Origin of the sequence: Methylobacterium sp. J-092, assembly GCF_022829325.1 — a bacterium.
Taxonomy (GTDB): Bacteria; Pseudomonadota; Alphaproteobacteria; order Rhizobiales; family Beijerinckiaceae; genus Methylobacterium.
Genome location: NZ_JAKSXU010000040.1, coordinates 1 through 18564, shown reverse-complemented (window position 1 = coordinate 18564; position 18564 = coordinate 1). Strand labels below are relative to the sequence as shown.

Here is an 18564-nt window from a genome sequence, read left to right as displayed (position 1 = left end):
GGCGGCTCCATCGGACAGACAGCGACGCGTCGGCCGGGACGGCCCGCGTCGATCGGGAAAGGGTACCGCATGTTCGCGTTTCCGGTCCTCGTCGGCGATATCGGCGGCACCAACGCCCGGTTCGCGGTGGTCGATTCCAAGGGCGCCGCGCCGCGCCCGCTCTCGCACGAGGAGACGGCGCGCCACCCCGACCCGTCGAGCGCCATCCGCGCGGCGCTGGCCAAGCAGGGCGATGAAGGCGGAAAGCCGCCGCGCTCGGCGATCCTGGCCATCGCCGGCCGGGTCGACGGCCCGAAGGTGCAGCTCACCAATGCCCACTGGGTGATCGAGGGCGCGAAAATCGGCGCCGATTTCGACCTCGATTCGTCCGTCGTCGTGAACGATTACGTCCCGGTCGCCGCCGGCGCCGCCGGCATCGCGCCGCACGACCTGACCCCGATCGGGCCGACCGGGCACGCGCCCGGGGGCGCCCGCGTCGTGCTCGGGCCCGGCACCGGCTTCGGCGCCGCAGCCCTGGTGCCGTATTCGGATCGCCTCGCGATCGTCTCGACCGAGGCGGGCCACACCGATATCGGCCCCGCCGACGCGTTCGAGGAGAAGGTCTGGCACGCGCTGGAGCGCGTCGAGGACCGGATCACCGTCGAGACCGTGCTCTCCGGCCCCGGCCTCGCCCGCCTGCACGCCGCGGTGCGCCACGTCAGGACCGGCGAGCCGCCGGAGAAGATCGAGCCGGCGGCGGTGACCCAGGCCGGGCTCGACGCCTCCGACCCGCATGCCGCCGAGGCACTGGAGCTGTTCGGTCGCGTGCTCGGCCGCGTCTGCGGCGACCTCGCCCTGACGTTCCTGGCCACCGGCGGCGTCTATATCGGCGGCGGCATCGCCCCGCGGATCGTCAAGCTGCTGCAGCAGGGCGGCTTTCGCGATTCCTTCGAGCGGAAGGCGCCGTTCGCCGCGATGATGCGCGCGATCCCGACCAGCGTCATCACGGTCCACGACCCCGCCTTCACCGGGCTCGCGGCCCTGGCGAGCGAGGGCGAGACCTTCGTCTATCACGGGCAGGTTTGGCGCCGGGGGGCGTGACCTCAACGCCGCCCGGCCAGATCATAGCGCGCGGGACGAGCCGTCACGCCGCCGCGAGCGGCTTCGAAACGTCCTCCAGGGACCGCCCCTCGGCTGCCGTGCCGAAGAGGCCGCCGACGATCGAGGCCACCGCCATCAGCGCGGCGCCGACGAGGTAGCCGCCGAAGACCGCGTCGCGGGAGCCGGTCTCGACGAGCGAGCCGAACAGCAGCGGCCCAGACACGCCGCCGATGCCGGTGCCGATCGCGTAGAAGCCGGCGATGGCCAGCGCCCGGATCTCCAGCGGGAAGGTCTCGGCCACCGTGAGGTAGGCGGCGCTCGCGGCGGCGGAGGCGAAGAAGAACACCACCATCCACACGCCGGTCTGCGCCCAGGCGCCGAACACCTCGATCTTGAACAGATACCCCGCGCCCGCGAGCAGCAGCGCGGAGATGCCGTAGGTGAAGGCGATCATCGGACGGCGGCCGACCGTGTCGAACAGGCGCCCCAGCAGCACCGGCCCGAGGAAGGAGCCGAGCGCGAACGGCAGCAGGTACCAGCCGACGCTGCCGCCGGGCACGCCGTAGAAGCGCTCCAGCACCAGGGCGTAGGTGAAGAACAGCGCGTTGTAGAAGAACGCCTGCGCGATCATCAGCGACAGCCCGACGAAGGTCTGCCGGCGCGAGGTGCCGAACATCGTCCCGAACACCTCCGAGAGCGGCGTGTGGCTGCGGGTGCGCAGCTTCATGCGCTTGCCCGCGTCGACCGGCGGCAGGGTGTGGCCCTCGTCGGTGAAGCGCTTCTCGATGCCGGTGACGACCCGGTCGGCTTCCGCCGTGTAGCCGTGCGTCGCGAGCCAGCGCGGGCTCTCGGGGATCCAGGTACGCAGCAGCAGGATCACGAGGCCGATGGCGCCGCCGGTGAAGAACGCGACGCGCCAGCCCCAGGCGGGGTCGATCACCTCGGGCTTCAGCAGGACGATCGACAGGAAGGAGCCGAGCGCCGCGCCGATCCAGAACGAGCCGTTGATGACGAGATCGGTCCAGCCGCGCACGCGGGCGGGGACGAGCTCCTGGATCGTCGAGTTGATCGCGGTGTACTCGCCGCCGATGCCGGCGCCGGTGAGGAAGCGGAAAATGCAGAAGGAATAGACGTTCCACGACAGGCCCGTCGCCGCGGTCGCCGCGAGGTAGAGGGCAAGCGTGATGAAGAACAGCTTCTTGCGGCCGATGCGGTCGGTGAGCCAGCCGAAGCCGAGCGCCCCCGTGACCGCGCCGACGAGGTAGGACGAGGCGGCCAGGCCGACGTCGAACTCGGTGAAGCTCATCGGCGCCTTGCGCAGCGCCCCGACCAGCGCCCCGGCGAGCGTCACCTCGAGCCCGTCGAGCACCCAGGTGATGCCGAGCGCCACGATGACGAGGACGTGGAACCGGCCCCAGGGCAGCCGGTCCAGTCGCGCCGAGATGTCGGTGTCGACGACCGTGCCCATGGGGGCGCGCTCGGGCGTCTTCTCGCCCGAGGCCGTCTCGACTTTGGTCGCCATGACTGTGTTTACCTTGACTCGAGACTGCTGTTCAGAACGGCGGAGACCAACAAAAGGTTCGGCCGAGCTTTCATCGTTGCGGGCTTTGATGGCGGCATCACCGTGGATGCTCCCCATGAAGCCTCGCCTCGACGTCCGCAAGACAGGGCGCCTCCCGCCCCGCCATTCCTTGGCCGCCCGTTCCGGAGCCCGCCGCCTCGGCCCCTACCTGCGCGTGGCGATCCTGGGCACGGCCGCGCTCGCCGGCCTCGCCATCGTGCCGACGCACGGCGCCGACGCGACGCTCGCCCGGGACCGGCAGCCGGTCGCGATGTCCGGCGCCGACCGCTGGCGCCTGCGCCCGGCCCAGACCAACATCGTCCTGCCCGCGGCCGCGCAGGCGCGGGTGCGCCCGGCGATGCCGATCCCCGAGGAGCGCCGCCGCGTCCGGCAGGTCTACCCGGCCTATACCGAGATGCGGTGACATCGCCGGGCGCGGGCGTCAGGCGTCGGCGCGCGGATCGAGCGCGTCGGCCAGCCCGTCGCCGAGCCGGTTGAGCGCGACCAGCGTCGCGACCAAGAACGCCGCCGGCCCGGCGAGCATGTGGGGGGCGGATTCGAGGCTGCGCGCGCCCTCCGCGATCAGCACGCCCCAGCTCGTCGCCGGCTCCTGCACACCGAGGCCGAGGAACGACAGGAAGCTTTCGAGCAGGATCACCCGCGGCACCAGCAGCGTGGCGGCCACCGTCACCGGCCCGAGGGTGTTGGGCACGATGTGCCGGCGCAGGATGGTCGCGGCCGAGAGCCCCAACGCCTCGGCGGCGCGGACGAAGTCGCGGCGGCGCAGCGCCAGCGTCTGGGCGCGGACGATGCGGGCCATGTCGAGCCATTCCACGGCGCCGATCGCGATCAGGATCAGCACGAGGCTCGCGCGGAAGAACACCACCAGCACGATCACGAAGAACACGAACGGCAGGGCATAGAGGATGTCGACGACGCGCATCATCGCGGCGTCGACGGCCCCGCCGGCGAAGCCCGCCACGGCGCCGTAGGCGATGCCGACGCCGAGGGCGACCAGCGTCGCGGTGAGCCCGATCAGCAGCGAGACGCGGCCGGCCACGAGGCTGCGGCTGAGCAGGTCGCGCCCGTGCACGTCGGTGCCGAGGAGGAAGTGCAGCCTGCGGACCGGCACCGCGACGGTGAGGCGCCGCCCCTCGTCGTCGCGGGCGACGATGCGCGGCTCGCCGAACAGGTCGGAGCGCGGCAGGTAGACGAGGCCGCGCGCGTCGATGGGCGCCTCCGAGGCCAGCACGAGGCGGAGCACGCCGTCCGCCGTCTCGGCCTGCGCGACCGCGGCGCGGATGCGGAAGGCGAGGCGATCGAGCGCCGGCCTCAGATGATCCGCGTCGGGCTGCGCCGCGAAGCCGGGGGGAAGCTGGCGCAGGTCGGGGTAGGTCCGCTCCGGCGCATGGCCGGTGAGGAAAGGGCCGACGAGGCAGGCGAGCGTCAGCAGGACAAGCACGGCGAAGGCCGCCGTCGCGCCGCGATGGCGCGAGAGCCGCAGCAGCGCGCGGCGCGTCGGCGGCAGGCGCGGGGGTAGGCTCACGCGTGCAGCCGCAGGCGCGGGTCGAGCCACGCGGAGACGAGGTCGGCGACGAGGTTGAGGGCGACGACGAGGACCGCCACCAGCACCACCGTCCCCATCACCAGCGTGTAGTCGCGGTTCAGCGCGCCCTCGACGAAGTAGCGGCCGATCCCGGGCAGGCCGAAGATGGTCTCGACCACCACCGAGCCGGTGAGCAGGGCGGCCGAGAGCGGCCCGAGGATCGCGACGACCGGCAGCAGCGCGCCGCGCAGCGCGTGGCGGGCGACGCGCCAGGGCGGCAGGCCGAGGCTGCGCATCGTCCGCACGTGCTGCGCGCGCAGCGCCTCCGCCATCGCCGCGCGGGTGAGCCGGGCGATGCCCGCGGCCTGCGGCAGCGCCAGGGTGATCACCGGCAGCACGAGATGCGTCGGCGCGCCGCCCTCCCAGCCGCTCACCGGCAGCCAGCGCAGCGACAGGCCGAAGGCGATCTGCAGCAGCGGCGCGACGACGAAGCTCGGCACCGAGAGACCGAGGGAGGCGCCCGCCCCGACGAGGCGGTCGAGCCATCCGCCGCGGCGGTAGGCCGCCAGCGCGCCGAGACCGACCCCGAGGATCAGCGAGACGGCGAGCGCCAAGCCGCCCAGGATCATCGAGACCGGCAGGCCGCGGGCGAACAGGTCCGCGACGGTGAGGTCGCGAAACGAGAAGGACGGCCCGAGATCGCCCCGCGCCAGGGCGGCGAGGTAGCGCCCGAACTGCACCGCCAGCGGCTGGTCGAGCCCATAGACCCGCCGCAGGTTGTCCATGGCCGCCGGTGCCAGCGGCCGCTCCAGGTCGAACGGGCCGCCGGGCGCGAGCCGCATCAGGAAGAAGCTCGCCGCGATCACCACGAACAGGGTCGGGACCGCCTGCAGCAGCCGGCGCAGGACGTAGCCGGTCATGGGCGATCGGGGCGTCGGAGGCGACGATGCCGCGTCGGAGCGTTCACGCCCGTCGCGCTTCGCGATACCCGGCCCAGATCCCGATCCCGAGCGAGGCCGGCAGCGTGACGGCGAGGTTCGTGCCGTGATTGAGGTAGAGATCGCCGAAGAACAGCATCGCGAACACGAAGACCCCGAGCAGGATCGGGTGACGCCTGGAGCGGGCCGGGTCGGGCGCCGGCGGTGCGACGTCGTCCATGGAATGCTCCGCTGCCGATGGTCCCGCCCTGTATCGGTCCCCCGCCCCGGCGAGACAAGCGCCGGGGACACGCGCTCAGCCCACCAGCCGCAGAAACCGCGTCGGCGCGGCGTTGCGCAGGTTCGGCACGTAGCCGTGCAGGCGCGGCGAGATCAGGGCCTTCGAGCGCGTGTGCATCACCGGGATCCAAGGCAGGTCGCGCATCGCGAGGCTCTCGGCGCGGGACAGCAGGTCGGCGCGGGCGGCGAGGTCGCGCTCGGCGGCGGCCTCGGCCAGGAGGGCGTCGTACGCGGCGTTCGACCAGTGGCCGGGATTCATGCCGTCGTTGCCGGTGGTGAGCAGGAACAGGAAGTTCTGCGGGTCCGAGTAGTCGGCGATCCAGGACATGCGGGCGACGTCGAAGTCGCCGCCGTCGCGCAGGTAGGCGAAGTGGGTCTTGGCGTCGGTGTAGACGAACCGGGTCTCGATCCCGAGGCCGCGCCACATCTCGGCGACGGCGACGGCGGTGTTGCGGTTGTTGTCGCTGGTGTTGAAGCGGTACTCGACGCACAGCGGCCGATCCGGCCCGAAGCCCGCTTCCGTGAGCAGGCGCCTCGCCGTGTCCTCGTTGTCGATGGGGAGGCGGGTGCGCCCCTCGGTCTCCGGCGGCGTCCGGTAGTTGTCGAGGCCGGGCGGGCACAGCGAGTAGGCCGGGCTCATGGTGCCGCCCCACAACGCCGCGGCGAGGTATTCGCGGTCGAGCGCCAGCGAGAGGGCGCGTCGGACGCGGACGTCGTCGAAGGGCGGCTTGCGCGTGTTCACCGCCAGGGCGTAGAGCCCGAGCGAGGGTCCCAGCACCACCTGGTCGCCGAAGCGGCGGCGGAGCGACGCCATCTGGTCGCCCGGCAGGTCGGCCAGCGAATCGAGCTCGCCCGCATCGTAGCGGCGCACCGCGCTCGAGAGGTCCGGCGTCGGCACGAAGGCGACCTGCGCGATCGCGACCTCGGCCGCCGCGTGGAAATGCGGGTTGCGCCTGAGCACGATGCGGTCGTTCGGCACCGAATCCGCCAGGGCATAGGGGCCGTTCGAGACCAGGTTGCCCGGCCGGGTGAAGCCGTCGCCGAAGCGCTCGACCGAGGGGCGGTGCACCGGCAGCGCGGTCTGGTGGGTCAGCAATTCGAGGAGGTAGGGGGTCGGCGCCTCCAGCGCGATCGTCAGCGTGCGCGGGTCCGGCGCCGCGACGCCGAGCGCCGTCGCCGGCATCGCGCCGCGGTTGATCGCGGCCGCGTTGCGGATCGGAAACAGCACCTCGGCGTACTTCGCCGCCGTCTCCGGCGCGAGGATGCGGCGCAGGGAATAGACGAAGGCCTCGGCCTCGACCGGATCGCCGTTCGACCAGCGCCCGCCTTCGCGCAGGGTGAAGGTGTAGGTCAGCGCATCGTCCGAGATGCGCCAGGATTCCGCCGCGCCGGGGACGATGGCGCCGCGATTGTCGTAGGTGAGAAGGCCGTCGTAGAGGTCGCGCAGGATGTGCGCCTCGGCCACCGTCGAGGAGCGATGCGGATCGAGGGTCTCGGGATCGGCGTCGTTGCCGCGCCGATACGTGGCCTCCGGGGCCGCTCCGGCCCCGGCCGAGCCCCCGAGCAGCAGGGCGCCGGCGCCGATCAGCCAGCCACGGCGCGGCAGGCGCATCGGCTCAGGCGCCGGTCTCGTGCACGAGCCCGGCGGCCTCGATGCCGGCGACCGCGCAGATCTCGTCGTTGTCCGAGGTGTCGCCGGAGATGCCGACGGCGCCGAGAAGGCGCCCGTCGGCCGCACGGACCAGCACGCCGCCCGGGACCGGCACCAGGGCCGCCGGCCCGACCACGTGGCTCACCGCGGCGACGAAGTAGGGCTGCGCCTCGGCGCGGGCGTGGATCGCCCGCGAGCCGAGGCCGAGCGCGAGCGCGCCGTTGGCCTTGCCCATCGCGATCTCGGCGCGGCGAAGCGAGGTGCCGTCCTCCGCCTGGACACATTTTAGAGAACCGCGATCGTCATATACAACCACCGCAAGCGGCTTCAGGCCGCGCGTTCGCGCCGTCTCCAGGGCGGTGGCGACGATGGTGCGGGCGGCCTCGAGCGTCAGGTCGATCATCGGAACCGAGGGGGATCTTGGGGGGACGGACGGCCGCGCGGACGGTCCGCGACGGCCAGGGATCAGGACAGGGAGGCGATCGACGGTGCGTCGCGCGATCATCCATATCGGAATGCCCCGGACGGGGTCCACATCGCTGCAGCAGGTGCTGGCCAACCTGCGGCCGCGGCTGGCGGAAGCCGGCCTGCTCTACCCGGACCTCGCACCCGAAGGCGCCCAGCCCGGGTCCGACGTCAACCACCAGGGATTGGGCGAGGCGCTCGACGGGCGGCGGCCGAAGGCGGAGCGCCGCGCGATGCTCGCGCGCCTCGATCGCGTCCTGTCCGAGACGGACGCCGACACGGTGATCCTGTCCTACGAGGACTTCTCGGTGCAGCGGCCGAGCTTCGGCGTGCCCCGGACGCTGTCCGAGGCGTTCGCCCGCCGGGGCTTCGCGATGGAGGTCGTGATGGCGGTCAAGCCGCCGTTCGAGTTCCTGAACTCCGCCTACGCCCACCGCGCGCAGCTGGTGAAGGAGCCGCGCAGCTTCCGCGAATACGCTCGTGCGAACCGCCGCTCCGGGCGGCTCGACTATCGCGCGCTGATCGCGCCCTGGGCGCGGGCGACGGACGGCGCCGTGATCGCCGTGCCGCTGCGCGACGCGCGCTCCGACGCGACGCTGGTCGAGCGGTTCGTCGCCGCGCTCGGGCTGACCGCGCGGCTCGCGCCGATGATGGACGCCGACGCCCTGCGGACCGTGACCAACCGCAGTTCCGGGCCGCTCGCCGTCGAGGCCTCGCGCCGCCTGCGGCACCTCCGGGTCCACCGCCAGGTGGAGGGCCACCCGCGCCAGATCGGCCACGTCCTCGACCAGGCGGCGTGGTCGCGCGGTCTCGATCCGGAGCCGTTCCGCGGCGACGCTCCGGACCTCGCCGAGGAGATCGCCGACCGCTTCGCCGCCACCTGCGCGCGCTTCGCCGACCTCGCCTGGGGCCTGCCGTGGGATCGCGTCGTCGCCGCGGCGCCGGCACGGGCGCCGAACGAGTGGGCCGGGCGGCCGATCCCGCCGGAGACCGAGGCGCAGATCGCGCTCCTGATGCGCGAGACGATGCGCCGCTTCGATTTCCGCAGGCCTCCGGCGTGGCGCCGGATCCCGGCCGAGTGCGCCGAGAGCGCCGCGTTGGGCGCGGCGCGCCTGATCGGCTTCGAATCACGCTGGCGCGTCAGCTGAGCGGCCCCTGTGCGAAGGGCCGTCGCGGGCTAGTTCCGGCGGCGACCCGTCCGCAGGAGACCCGACGATGGCCGAGACCGCCAGACCGCACGTGATCTGCCACATGACCAGCTCCGTCGACGGGCGGATCAAGACCCGCCGCTGGGGGATCGACGCCGACGGCCATTACGAGACGGTGCACGCGCGCCTCGACGGCGATGCCTGGATGTGCGGCCGCGTCACCATGCAGGGCTACGCCGACAGCGCCACGCCGCTCGCCGCCCCGCCCGCCGATGACGGCCCGGTGCCGCGCGAGGACCACGTCGCCCGGCGCGACGCGTCCGGCTACGCGGTGGCCCTCGACGCGAAGGGTCGCCTCGACTGGGGCGCGCGGAACGAGATCACCGGCGATCACGTGGTGGTGGTCCTGACCGAGGCCGTCCCCGACGCGCATCTGAGACGCCTGCGGGCGGGCGGGCAATCCTACCTGTTCGCCGGCACCGAGACGATCGACTTCGCGCTGGCGGTGGAGAAGCTCGGCCGCCTGTTCGGCATCGCCCGCCTCCTGGTCGAGAGCGGCGGCGGCCTCAACGGCTCGATGCTGCGGGCCGGCGTGATCGACGAGCTCAGCCTGCTGCTCGCCCCGGCCGTCGACGGCCTTCGCGGCACGCCCGCGGTGTTCGACGTCGACGGCACCGAGGCCGACTCGCTCGGGGCCAAGCGCCGGCTCGAGCTGAGATCCTGCGAGACCCTGTCCGGCGGGGTGGTCTGGCTCCGCTATCGCGTCGCCGCGGCCTGAGCGGTCAGGCGAGGCCGGCGAAGAACCCGTCGAAGAGCCCCGTCACCGTCGCCGGGTCCTCGAAATGCGGGAAGGCCCCGGTCGGCAGGGCCCGGATCGTCCAGTTCGGCCGGGCGGCGAAGCGCGGCGCGTCGCGGAAGTCGACGAAGTCGCCGCGGCTGCCGTGGAGCATCAGCACCGGGAGCGTCAGCGCCTCGTAGAGCGTGGTGGCGTCGGTCGGGAACAGGTGGCCGGCCACGAAGCAGTAGGGCGCGTGCCGCGCCCCGGGCTGGTGGGCCGAGCGGTAGTCGTAGGCGAACAGCCCCTCGTCGATCCGCTTCGAGCCGAAGGTCTTCTGCAGGAAGAAGCGCATGCTCGGGCGGCTGACGAGGAGGGCGAACAGCGCCGGCCCGAGGAGGCGCGAATCGACGATCGCACGGACGCGCGGGCTGCCGCGGTCGCCGCCCGCCGGCCCGCGCCCGGAGAGGCGCCGGTCGAACCCGGTCGGGCTGATCAGGCCGATCGAACGATAGGCCTCCGGCCGCTCGACCACGGCGCGGGCGAGGTAGGAGGCCGAGAGCGAGAGCGCGATCGCGTCGATGCGGACGCCGCCGTGCCGGCGCGCGATCGCGTCGGCGACGGCGTGGATCGCGTCCGCCATCACCCGCGGGTTGTAGAGCCGGCGCGAACGTTCGGAGAAGCCGAAGCCCGGCAGATCGAGGGCGTAGACCGGGCGCCGCCCCTGCGCATGCAGGTAGAGCGGGCGGACCTCGTAGGCGTTGGCGGCGGCGTTGATCGAGTGGATCAGCAGCAGCGGCATCCCTTCGGCCTCGGCCGAGCCGTAGACGCTCACCCGGCCGGCCGCCGTGTCGATCACCTCCCGCCGCCCGGGAAGGGCAGGGGGTAAGCCGTTGGGGCTCGTCGCCATCGCCTTGCGCCTCGTCTCGGGACGGATCGGTCGTCGCGACAACGGGATGAGCGGGCGGAACGTTGCCTGGCGCCGCCTGGTGCCTCGCCGTCGCATCGCGCCCTCGGCGCCGCACCCGGCAGCCGTTGACAGGGGGGCGGCGGTGTCGCGATCGTCCCCGGCCGAGGGGTGCCGGGTTCCTGGAACGCCGGATGCGCCGGCGACGCGAGGGAGTGACGGACCATGGCTCAGGCGGAGATCGGCGCGATCGAGCGCGCCACCCTGCGCACGGTGACGTGGCGCATCCTGCCGTTCCTGATGCTGGCCTACTTCGTCGCCTTCGTCGACCGGGTGAACGCGGGCTTCGCCGCCCTGCAGATGAACCAGGACATCGGCCTGTCGCCGGCGCAGTTCGGCCTCGGCGGCGGCCTGTTCTACGTGTCCTACGTGCTGTGCGAGGTGCCGAGCAACGTCGCGATGGAGCGCTTCGGCGCCCGCATCTGGCTCGCGCGGATCATGATCACCTGGGGGCTCGTCTCGGCCGGGATGGCCTTCGTCGTGGGCCCGGTCTCGTTCTACGCGGTGCGCCTGCTGCTCGGGGCGGCCGAGGCCGGGTTCTTCCCCGGCGTGATCCTCTACCTGACCTACTGGTACCCGCGCGCCTATCGCGGGCGGATCGTGGCGATCTTCATGGTCGCGATCCCGATCTCGAGCTTCCTCGGGTCGCCGCTCTCGGCCTGGCTGCTCGGCACCAACGGGATGCTCGGCTTCCGCGGCTGGCAGTGGCTGTTCCTGATCGAGGCGGTGCCGGCGGTGCTGCTCGGCATCCTCGCCTTCGTCCTGCTGCCGGACGGCCCCGCCCGCGCGAGCTGGTTGACGCCGCAGCAGCGCGCCTGGCTCACCGAGCGCCTGGCGGACGACCGGGCCTCGGTGGTGGAGGGGGCGGGGAGGCCCGCCGGCCACCTCTCGCTGCGGCAGGTGATGACCAACCGCTACGTGCTCGCCGCCTCGCTGATCTACGCCGGCGCCTCCGGGGCGAGCCAGTGCCTGTCGCTGTGGCAACCGCAGATCATCAAGTCCTTCGGCCTGACCAACCTCGAGACCGGTCTGCTGAACGCGATCCCCTTCGGCATCGCCTCGGTGCTGATGATCGTCTGGGGGCGGTCCTCGGACAGGCGGCGCGAGCGCGTCTGGCACACCGCGCTGCCGCTCGGGCTGCTGGCCGCCAGCCTCGCCGCGTCCCTGCTGACGAGCCAGCTCTGGCCGACGATCCTGATCCTGTGCCTCGCCATCACCGCGACCTACACCGTGAAGGGCCCGTTCTGGGCGCTCTCGACCGAATGGCTCTCGGCGGGCGCGGCCGCGGCCGGCATCGCCCAGATCAACGCCATCGGCAACATCGGCGGGTTCCTCGGCACCTACCTCCTCGGCATCATCAAGGACGCGACGGGAAGCTACCCGCTGGGGCTGATGCCGCTGGTGATCCTCTCCGCCATCGGCTGCGCCCTGGTGCTGGGGCTCGGAAAGGCGAAGTCGCCGGCGCCCGCGCCGGCGCGGGCCTGAGGCCACCGGGAGAGGGGACCGGCGCCTTACCTGGTTCAGGGCATGGCCCGCGTGACCGCCCCTGCCGATGTCGACGCCGCGACAGCCACTGGCCCCTCCCATCGGTCCCGAACCGATGCGAACGCCCGCACGACCGGCAGCACCGCCTTCGCGAGCCGGATCTGGCCGGGCAGTCGCGGGACGCTCAGCGGCGCGTGCTTCAGCTTCGGGCTGGCGCGCTCGGCCTCCGCGACGACCTGGCCGACAAGGGGGAGGGCGGCGATCCGCGCCGCCTCGTCCGCGGGGATGCCGAGGCGGCGCGCCCAGGCCGTGCTCGTCCCGAGCCGGCCGGAGGCATGGAGCCGGCGCAGGCGGCGGCGCCAGAGGTAGCGATGGAGCGCGCGCGGCACCGGTTCGAGTCGCGCGTCGCAGAGCGCGCCGGGATCCTCGCAGCGGGAGCGGATGGTGTCGGCAACCCCGCCCGGCGCCCGGCCGGTGAGGCGGGCGGAGATGAACACCATCACCGCCGGGTCGTGGCGGACCCGGAACCCGTGCGCGAGGAGGCGGGCGACGAAGGCGCCGTCCTCGCCGAGGGCGATCTCCGGCATGCCGCCGACCCGGGCGTAGGCGTCGCGGCTGACGGCGAGCGTCGCGCCGATGGTGGTGCGGTGGCACGGCCACGGGTCGTTCGGATCGGGGTCGATCCGCGCCTCCGCCTCGGTCAGGAGCGCGCTGTAGGCGTCTTCCAGGCGTCCGCGGGCCGGGAGCGAGGGCGGCAGCAGGGCCGCCTCCTCGGGGATCAGCTCGACCCGGCCCGCGACCGCGTCGGCGCCGGCCGCGAGCGCGCGCAGGTTGGCGAAGACCCAGTCCGGCGGCACGCGGCTGTCGGCGTCGGTGGACAGGATGGTGCCGGCGCCGCCGAGCCAGCCGGCGGCCGCGTCCATCGCTTTGCGCCGGGCCCAGCCGGCATGGGCGCCGGCATATTCCATTTCGATCACCCGCACCGGCACGGAAAGCTGCGGCACCAGCTCGGCGACGATGCGGGCGGTGTCGTCCGTGCAGTTGTTGAGGAAGAGCACGATGCCGAGGCGGCCCGGGGCCAGGCCCTGCTGCGCATCGAGGGCGTCGAGGCAGAAGCCGATGCGCTCGGCCTCGTTGCGCACGGGAATGGCGACGACCGTGTCCGGCCCACCGGCCGCCGGCGTCGTCGGCGCGATGGCATCGAGCACGACCGTATCAGGCATCATCCATCCTCGATCGCCGACGCTCTCCCGCACGGCGACGGTTCGTATCGTGGAACGTCGACATCCTGTCGCGGGCCGCGCCTGTACAGGGGCTGAAGGCCGATCAGGCCGCCGCCTCGATCTCCCCGCTCACCGAGAGCCATTCCTCCTCGGCGGCCCCGAGCGCCGCGACCGCGTCGGCGCGCATCTTCGCGATCTCGCCGGCCTTGGCCGCGTTCTGCAGGAAGGCGGTGCCGTCGCCGAGCGCCGCGTCGATCTTCGCGATGGCGGCAGTGAGCTTGTCCATGCGCGCCTCCAAGCCTTCGAGCCGCTTGCGCAAGGGGGCAAGCGCGGCGCGGCGCTCCACCGCCGAGCGCCGCGCCTCGGCCTGCTTGCCGCCCGAGGCGTCCTCGTCGCGGGCGGCGTCGCGCTCGGGACCGGCCAGCACGAGGCGCCGGTAATCGTCCATGTCGCCGTCGAAGGTTTTCACGGAGCCGTCGGCGACCAGCCAGAGCCGGTCGGCGCAGGCCTCGACCAGGAAGCGGTCGTGGCTGACCAGGATGACCGCGCCCTCGTAGTCGTTGATCGCCTCGACCAGCGCCTGCCGGCTCTCGATGTCGAGGTGGTTGGTCGGCTCGTCGAGGATCAGCAGGTGCGGCCCCTCGAAGGCGGCGAGCCCCATCAGCAGGCGGGCCTTCTCGCCGCCCGAGAGCTGCGAGACCGGCGTGTCCGCCTTGTTGGCGGGAAACCCGAGCCGGGCGGTGGCGGCGCGCACCCGCGCCTCGGGAGCGTCCGGCATCAGCGTGCGCAGGTGCGCCACCGCGTTCTCGGCCGGGCGCAGCTCGTCGAGCTGATGCTGGGCGAAGTAGGCGACCTTCATCTTCGAGGAGCGGCGCAGCTCGCCGGACAGCGCGTCGAGCCGGCCGCCGATGAGCTTGCAGAAGGTCGACTTGCCGTTGCCGTTGGCGCCGAGCAGCGCGACGCGGTCGTCGGGGGCGAGGCTGAGGTTGAGGCCCGAGAGCACGATGCGGTCGGGGTAGCCGGCCGCCACCCGCTCCATCGCCACGATCGGCGGCGAGAGCGGCTTCTCCGGGCTCGGCAGGTGGATCACCGGCACGTCGTCCTCGATCAGCCCGGCGATCGGCACCATCTTGGCGAGCTTCTTGACGCGCGACTGCGCTTGGCGCGCCTTCGTCGCCTTGGCCTTGAACCGGTCGATGAAGCTCTGGAGATGCGCCCGCTCGGCATCCTGCTTCACCTTGGCCTTGGCCTGGAGCATCCGCTTCTCGGAGAGCTGCTTGGCGAAGGAGGTGTAGCCGCCGCGGTAGATCGTCAGCTTGCCGCGGTCGAGGTGCAGGATGTGGTCGACCGACTCGTCGAGCAGGTCGCGGTCGTGGGAGATGATGATCGCGGTGCGGGGATAGCGCTCGAGGTAGTCGTAGAGCCAGATCGTGCCCTCGATGTCGAGGTAGTTGGTCGGCTCGTCCAGCAGCAGCAGGTCGGGCTCGGAGAACAGCACCGCGGCGAGCGCCACGCGCATGCGCCAGCCGCCGGAGAAGTCCGAGCACGGCCGGTTCTGCGCCGCCGCGTCGAAGCCGAGGCCGTGCAGGATCGCCGCCGCGCGGGCCGGCGCCGAATGCGCGCCGATGTCGACGAGCCGCGTCTCGATCTCGGCACGGCGCAGCCCGTCGGCGCCCTCCGCCTCGGCCATGAGCTTCGCGCGCTCGGTGTCGGCGGCGAGCACGACCGCATGGAGCGTCTCGGGCCCGGCCGGCGCCTCCTGCGCCACCGCGCCGATGCGCATGCCCTTGGGCATCGAGACCGCGCTCGCATCCACCGGCCACTCGCCGAGGATCGCCTTGAACAAGGTGGTCTTGCCGGCGCCGTTGCGGCCGACGAGGCCGACGCGGGCGCGGTCGGGGATCGAGAAGCTCGCGCCGTCGAGGATCAGGCGCTCGCCGATGCGGAGGGTGAGGTCGTTGACGCGGAGCATGGGGCGTTCTGGCGAGACCGGCGCCCGGTGGCAAGCGTGCGGTGCCATGCGCTTGAGTCGTGGGACGCCTCAGACCAGGTCCCAAGCCGTCGGGTCGGACATCAGCTTGGCGACCAGCGCGTGGTTGAGCTCGTGCCCGGTATGGGCCGCCGTCAGCCGCCCGAGGATCGGATGGCCGGCGAGCGCGAGGTCGCCGACGAGGTCGAGGACGCGGTGGCGCACCGGCTCGTCGGGCACCCGCATCCCGCCGACGATCCCCCCGCGCACGATCATCGCCGCCGAGCGCGCGCCGCAGCCCTGCAGGAACGGCTTGCGCGTCGCGAAGCCGTAGGCGCGCCCGAGCATCGCGCGCCAGTAGCGCCCGAAGCTGCGCGCCGGCGCGATCTCCGCGAGGAACACGTCCGGCGTGACCGGGCCGGTCCAGTCGAGCGGGCCGAAATGCGCCAGCGCGAGGTGGGCGGAGACGTGGAGCCCGTCATGCGGCGCGATGCGCAGCGTGCGCCGGCCGTCCACCACCTCGACGGTTCGCAGCACCCGGATCATGCGGCGCGGCTCGCCATTCTCGATCCGGCCCGCCGCGCGGATCGCGCGGCACCAGGGCACCGCGCTGCCGTCGAAGATCGGAAGCTCCTCGGCATCGATCTCGACGAGCGCCTCGTCGATGCGCTCGGCCGAGAGCGCGGCGAGCAGGTGCTCGACGGTGCGGACCAGCGGCCCCTCCGGCGAGCGCAACGCCGTGCACAAAGGCTGGCGCTCGCGCAGGGTCCACAGCGCCGGGACGTCGACCGCTCGCCCGCCGTGAAGCCGCCGGCGGAAGACGATGCCGTGCCCGGGCGGGGCCGGGCCGACGCGCACGGTCGCGCGGCGCCCGGTGTGAAGCCCGCGTCCCGCCAGCGTGAACGCGGCCCCGAGGGTCGCCCGACGACCGCCGAACCCGGGGCCGGCCGGGGCGTGGCGCGCGTCGAGGGGGATCGAAATCGCCGCGCGTCCCGGCGCGAAAAGGTCGGGCGGTGAGGCCGGAGGCCTTCGATCGGGGGGCAACAAGCGCGGCATTCCGGATCCCGGGCGCCCTCGCAGGCCGAATGCGGTCCTTCACTTAAGCGACGTCGGCGCGAGCGGGAAATCACAGTCTCGCGTAGTCCGGCGCGGCCCCATCCACCTCCATCGCCGACGGTCGGCTTGACCGGTGACGACCCGGTCGTCACGATCCGGCAACAAGCTCGACGACGCGATGCTCCGGGTCGGGCCGGTCGCGCGGACTTTCAGACGGTCCGCGGCGCGGCGGTCCCGGCGCATCGCGAAGGGACCGGTTTTCGATGGCACGGCTCTCCACCATTCCGTTCTTCAAGGAGCCGGGCATCGAGCTCGGCCCCTTCGAGACGCGCTGCCACTGGCGCCGCTTCGACGAGAACGAGGTGCTGGTCGACTTCGACGACGTCTCCACCGACGTCTACTTCCTCGCCACCGGCGAGGTGCGCATCCTCAACCGCACGCAGTCCGGCAAGGAGGTGATCCTGGGCGAGATGCGCGGCGGCGCGTTCTTCGGGGAGCTGTCGGCGCTGGACGGCGTCGGCCGCTCGGCCAACGTCACGGCGCTGACCCGCGGCGAGCTCTGCGTCGTCCCGGCCTCGGTGTTCCGGCAGATGGTGTTCGCCTCGGAAGCCATCGCCGACCGGCTGTTCCGCCTGCTGACCAAGCGCGTGCGCGAGCTCAACACCCGCCTGATGGAGCACGCGCTGCTCGACCTGCGCCACCGCCTCTATGCCGAGCTGCTGCGGCTCTCGGTGCCGCGGGCGGGCGGGGGCGACGAGCGGGTGGTGACGCCGCCGCCCTACCACCACGTGCTCGCCGCCCGCATCGGCTGCCGCCGCGAGCAGGTGACCCGCGAGTTCACGGTGATGGCGGCGGAGGGCCTCGTCGACCGCACCCGCGGCGCCCTGGTGATCCGCCGGCCGGACCTGCTGGAGGCCCGGGTCGCCGAGGCCCTGCGCGAGGACGGCTGAGCCCTTGTCCGCGCCGCTGCTGCGACTCGAGAACCTGACCAAGCGGTTCGGGGCCGGAACGGCCGTCGACGCCGTCTCCCTCGACCTGGCGGCGTCCGAGTTCTTCTGCCTGCTCGGGCCTTCGGGGTGCGGGAAGAGCACGCTGCTGCGCCTGATCGCCGGGTTCGAGGCGCCGAGCTCGGGCGCGATCCGCCTCGGCGACCGGGACCTCGCCGCGCTGCCGGCCCATCGCCGGCCGGTGAACATGATGTTCCAGTCCTACGCGCTGTTCCCGCACATGAGCGTCGGCCGGAACGTCGCCTACGGGCTCGATGGCCTCGTCGCCGGCCGCGCGGCGACGGCCGAGCGGGTCGCCGCGCTGCTGCGCCTCGTGCGCCTCGAGGGCTTCGCGGACCGCGCGCCGGCGACGCTCTCGGGCGGCCAGCGCCAGCGCGTGGCGTTGGCCCGGGCGCTCGCCCGCGAGCCGCGGGTGCTGCTCCTCGACGAGCCGATGGCGGCCCTCGACCGCACGCTGCGCGAGGAGACGCAGGCGGAGCTGCGCGCGCTGCAGCGCCGCCTCGCCACCACCTTCGTCGTCGTCACCCACGATCCCGCGGAGGCGATGACCCTGGCCGACCGCATCGGCGTGATGGATCGCGGCCGGCTCGTACAGGTGGGCCGCCCGGCCGACCTCTACCGCCGGCCGGCCACGCGATTCGTCGCAGGCCTGCTCGGCGACGTGAACCTCATCCCCGGCCGCCTCGGGGCGGAGGAGCCCCGCCCGCATCGCGGCGTCGAGAGCGTGGTAGGACCGCTGCTTGCGCGCGCGCCGGACGCGCCGCTTTCAGCCGGCGCCGACATCGTCCTCGCCGTGCGTCCCGAAGACCTGAGCCTGAGCGGGGAGGGCGTGCCCGGGACGCTGATCGAGGAGACCTTCCTCGGCGACCGCACCCGCCGCGTCGTCCGCCTCGCCGACGGCACCTGCCTGCGCGCGACAACCGCGCCGGGCGAGGGCGCGCCGGCCGTGGGCGAAGCGGTCGCGGTCCGCTTCGCCCCCGATGCAGCGACGATCCTGCCGGCATGAGAGGACGAGCGATCCCCACGATCATCGTCATGCCTCGCGCGTCGACGTCGCCACCCGTTCCCTCCCCCCTCTGCGGGGGAGGGTGGGCCGCGAAGCGGGTCGGGAGAGGGGAGCGACGATGCCGGATCCGGCGCTCCCTCTCCCGACCCTCGCTCACGCGAGGCCCACCCTTCCCCGCGGAGGGGGGAGGGATGGCCGGACGGCTCCGCTCGCGGGATGTGAGAATATCGGCGCCTCGGTGGCCGGAAAAGGAAAGAGGTCGATGCGATGATCGCACCGTCGCGTGCGCGCGCTCTTGCAGCCCTTCTCCGCCTGCCGGTCTGGCTCTGGCTTGGCGCCTTCTTCCTGGTGCCGTTCGTCATCACCTTAAAGATCAGCCTGTCGGAGCCGGCGACCGCGATGCCGCCG

Annotated in this window: 16 protein-coding genes and 1 pseudogene; 7 read left to right on the top strand and 10 right to left on the bottom strand. The window is 73.1% G+C overall.

The window, feature by feature from the left end:
* The first annotated feature begins 126 nt into the window (after positions 1-126).
* Positions 127-1080 (top strand): glucokinase, encoded by a 954-nt coding sequence (locus MKK60_RS02075; RefSeq protein WP_409566101.1) that lies wholly within the window; start codon positions 127-129, stop codon positions 1078-1080.
* Positions 1081-1123: 43 nt separating this feature from the next.
* Here the strand turns inward: MKK60_RS02075 and MKK60_RS02070 are convergent, their stop codons facing one another.
* Positions 1124-2602, bottom strand: coding sequence for an MFS transporter (locus MKK60_RS02070; protein ID WP_147843944.1), 1479 nt, complete (start codon positions 2600-2602; stop codon positions 1124-1126).
* Positions 2603-2717: 115 nt separating this feature from the next.
* Between MKK60_RS02070 and MKK60_RS02065 the strand changes: the two genes are divergently transcribed.
* On the top strand, positions 2718-3065 hold the full coding sequence (locus MKK60_RS02065) for a hypothetical protein (protein ID WP_243983679.1): 348 nt from the start codon (positions 2718-2720) through the stop codon (positions 3063-3065).
* Positions 3066-3083: 18 nt separating this feature from the next.
* On the opposite strand, the gene MKK60_RS02060 is transcribed toward MKK60_RS02065, so the two are convergent.
* The 5 genes from MKK60_RS02060 to MKK60_RS02040 form a co-directional block, all read right to left on the bottom strand.
* Positions 3084-4187, bottom strand: coding sequence for an ABC transporter permease (locus MKK60_RS02060; protein ID WP_243932115.1), 1104 nt, complete (start codon positions 4185-4187; stop codon positions 3084-3086).
* Positions 4184-5107: an ABC transporter permease gene (locus tag MKK60_RS02055; protein ID WP_243983677.1), complete on the bottom strand. Its 924-nt coding sequence runs from the start codon at positions 5105-5107 to the stop codon at positions 4184-4186. The genes MKK60_RS02060 and MKK60_RS02055 overlap by 4 nt, the downstream gene beginning before the upstream one ends.
* A 43-nt stretch (positions 5108-5150) precedes the next feature.
* Positions 5151-5345 carry a hypothetical protein gene (locus tag MKK60_RS02050; RefSeq protein ID WP_147729510.1) on the bottom strand — a complete coding sequence of 65 codons (195 nt, stop codon included), beginning with the start codon at positions 5343-5345 and terminating at the stop codon, positions 5151-5153.
* A 75-nt stretch (positions 5346-5420) separates the two neighbouring features.
* The gene (locus MKK60_RS02045) at positions 5421-7016 is read right to left on the bottom strand and encodes a peptide ABC transporter substrate-binding protein (RefSeq protein WP_243983676.1); all 1596 of its coding nucleotides are present in this window, start codon (positions 7014-7016) and stop codon (positions 5421-5423) included.
* A 4-nt stretch (positions 7017-7020) separates the two neighbouring features.
* Entirely contained in the window at positions 7021-7458 is a 438-nt protein-coding gene (locus tag MKK60_RS02040; protein ID WP_243983674.1) for a GlcG/HbpS family heme-binding protein, read from the bottom strand.
* An 85-nt stretch (positions 7459-7543) separates the two neighbouring features.
* Between MKK60_RS02040 and MKK60_RS02035 the strand changes: the two genes are divergently transcribed.
* Both MKK60_RS02035 and MKK60_RS02030 read left to right on the top strand, forming a co-directional pair.
* Positions 7544-8668, top strand: a complete 1125-nt coding sequence (locus MKK60_RS02035; protein WP_243983672.1) for a hypothetical protein — start codon at positions 7544-7546, stop codon at positions 8666-8668.
* A gap of 67 nt (positions 8669-8735) precedes the next feature.
* Positions 8736-9446 carry a dihydrofolate reductase family protein gene (locus tag MKK60_RS02030; protein WP_243983670.1) on the top strand — a complete coding sequence of 237 codons (711 nt, stop codon included), beginning with the start codon at positions 8736-8738 and terminating at the stop codon, positions 9444-9446.
* A 4-nt stretch (positions 9447-9450) separates the two neighbouring features.
* On the opposite strand, the pseudogene MKK60_RS02025 reads toward MKK60_RS02030, so the two are convergent.
* A pseudogene (locus MKK60_RS02025) lies at positions 9451-10332 on the bottom strand (alpha/beta fold hydrolase); the annotation flags it as partial.
* Positions 10333-10575: 243 nt separating this feature from the next.
* On the opposite strand from MKK60_RS02025, the gene MKK60_RS02020 reads away from it, so the two are divergent.
* Positions 10576-11895 carry an MFS transporter gene (locus MKK60_RS02020; protein WP_243983668.1) on the top strand — a complete coding sequence of 440 codons (1320 nt, stop codon included), beginning with the start codon at positions 10576-10578 and terminating at the stop codon, positions 11893-11895.
* Positions 11896-11930: 35 nt separating this feature from the next.
* On the opposite strand, the gene MKK60_RS02015 is transcribed toward MKK60_RS02020, so the two are convergent.
* From MKK60_RS02015 to MKK60_RS02005, 3 genes are all read right to left on the bottom strand, one after another.
* Positions 11931-13091, bottom strand: coding sequence for a glycosyltransferase (locus MKK60_RS02015; RefSeq protein WP_409567352.1), 1161 nt, complete (start codon positions 13089-13091; stop codon positions 11931-11933).
* A gap of 130 nt (positions 13092-13221) precedes the next feature.
* Positions 13222-15090, bottom strand: coding sequence for an ABC-F family ATP-binding cassette domain-containing protein (locus tag MKK60_RS02010; protein ID WP_243937540.1), 1869 nt, complete (start codon positions 15088-15090; stop codon positions 13222-13224).
* A 69-nt stretch (positions 15091-15159) separates the two neighbouring features.
* The gene (locus MKK60_RS02005; RefSeq protein ID WP_243983664.1) at positions 15160-16143 is read right to left on the bottom strand and encodes a UDP-3-O-acyl-N-acetylglucosamine deacetylase; all 984 of its coding nucleotides are present in this window, start codon (positions 16141-16143) and stop codon (positions 15160-15162) included.
* Between the two features lie 263 nt (positions 16144-16406).
* Between MKK60_RS02005 and MKK60_RS02000 the strand changes: the two genes are divergently transcribed.
* The gene (locus tag MKK60_RS02000) at positions 16407-17093 is read left to right on the top strand and encodes a Crp/Fnr family transcriptional regulator (protein ID WP_147727456.1); all 687 of its coding nucleotides are present in this window, start codon (positions 16407-16409) and stop codon (positions 17091-17093) included.
* Positions 17094-17097: 4 nt separating this feature from the next.
* A complete protein-coding gene (locus MKK60_RS01995) occupies positions 17098-18156 on the top strand; it encodes an ABC transporter ATP-binding protein (RefSeq protein WP_243983663.1) in 1059 nt (352 codons plus the stop codon).
* Positions 18157-18564: the final 408 nt, after the last annotated feature.

Coding starts and splice junctions, on each gene's coding strand:
- MKK60_RS02070 (WP_147843944.1), bottom strand. CDS start 2,602: ATGGCGACCAAAGTCGAGACGGCCTCGGGCGAGAAGACGCCCGAGCGC.
- MKK60_RS02065 (WP_243983679.1), top strand. CDS start 2,718: ATGAAGCCTCGCCTCGACGTCCGCAAGACAGGGCGCCTCCCGCCCCGC.
- MKK60_RS02055 (WP_243983677.1), bottom strand. CDS start 5,107: ATGACCGGCTACGTCCTGCGCCGGCTGCTGCAGGCGGTCCCGACCCTG.
- MKK60_RS02050 (WP_147729510.1), bottom strand. CDS start 5,345: ATGGACGACGTCGCACCGCCGGCGCCCGACCCGGCCCGCTCCAGGCGT.
- MKK60_RS02045 (WP_243983676.1), bottom strand. CDS start 7,016: ATGCGCCTGCCGCGCCGTGGCTGGCTGATCGGCGCCGGCGCCCTGCTG.
- MKK60_RS02040 (WP_243983674.1), bottom strand. CDS start 7,458: ATGATCGACCTGACGCTCGAGGCCGCCCGCACCATCGTCGCCACCGCC.
- MKK60_RS02030 (WP_243983670.1), top strand. CDS start 8,736: ATGGCCGAGACCGCCAGACCGCACGTGATCTGCCACATGACCAGCTCC.
- MKK60_RS02020 (WP_243983668.1), top strand. CDS start 10,576: ATGGCTCAGGCGGAGATCGGCGCGATCGAGCGCGCCACCCTGCGCACG.
- MKK60_RS02010 (WP_243937540.1), bottom strand. CDS start 15,090: ATGCTCCGCGTCAACGACCTCACCCTCCGCATCGGCGAGCGCCTGATC.
- MKK60_RS02005 (WP_243983664.1), bottom strand. CDS start 16,143: ATGCCGCGCTTGTTGCCCCCCGATCGAAGGCCTCCGGCCTCACCGCCC.
- MKK60_RS02000 (WP_147727456.1), top strand. CDS start 16,407: ATGGCACGGCTCTCCACCATTCCGTTCTTCAAGGAGCCGGGCATCGAG.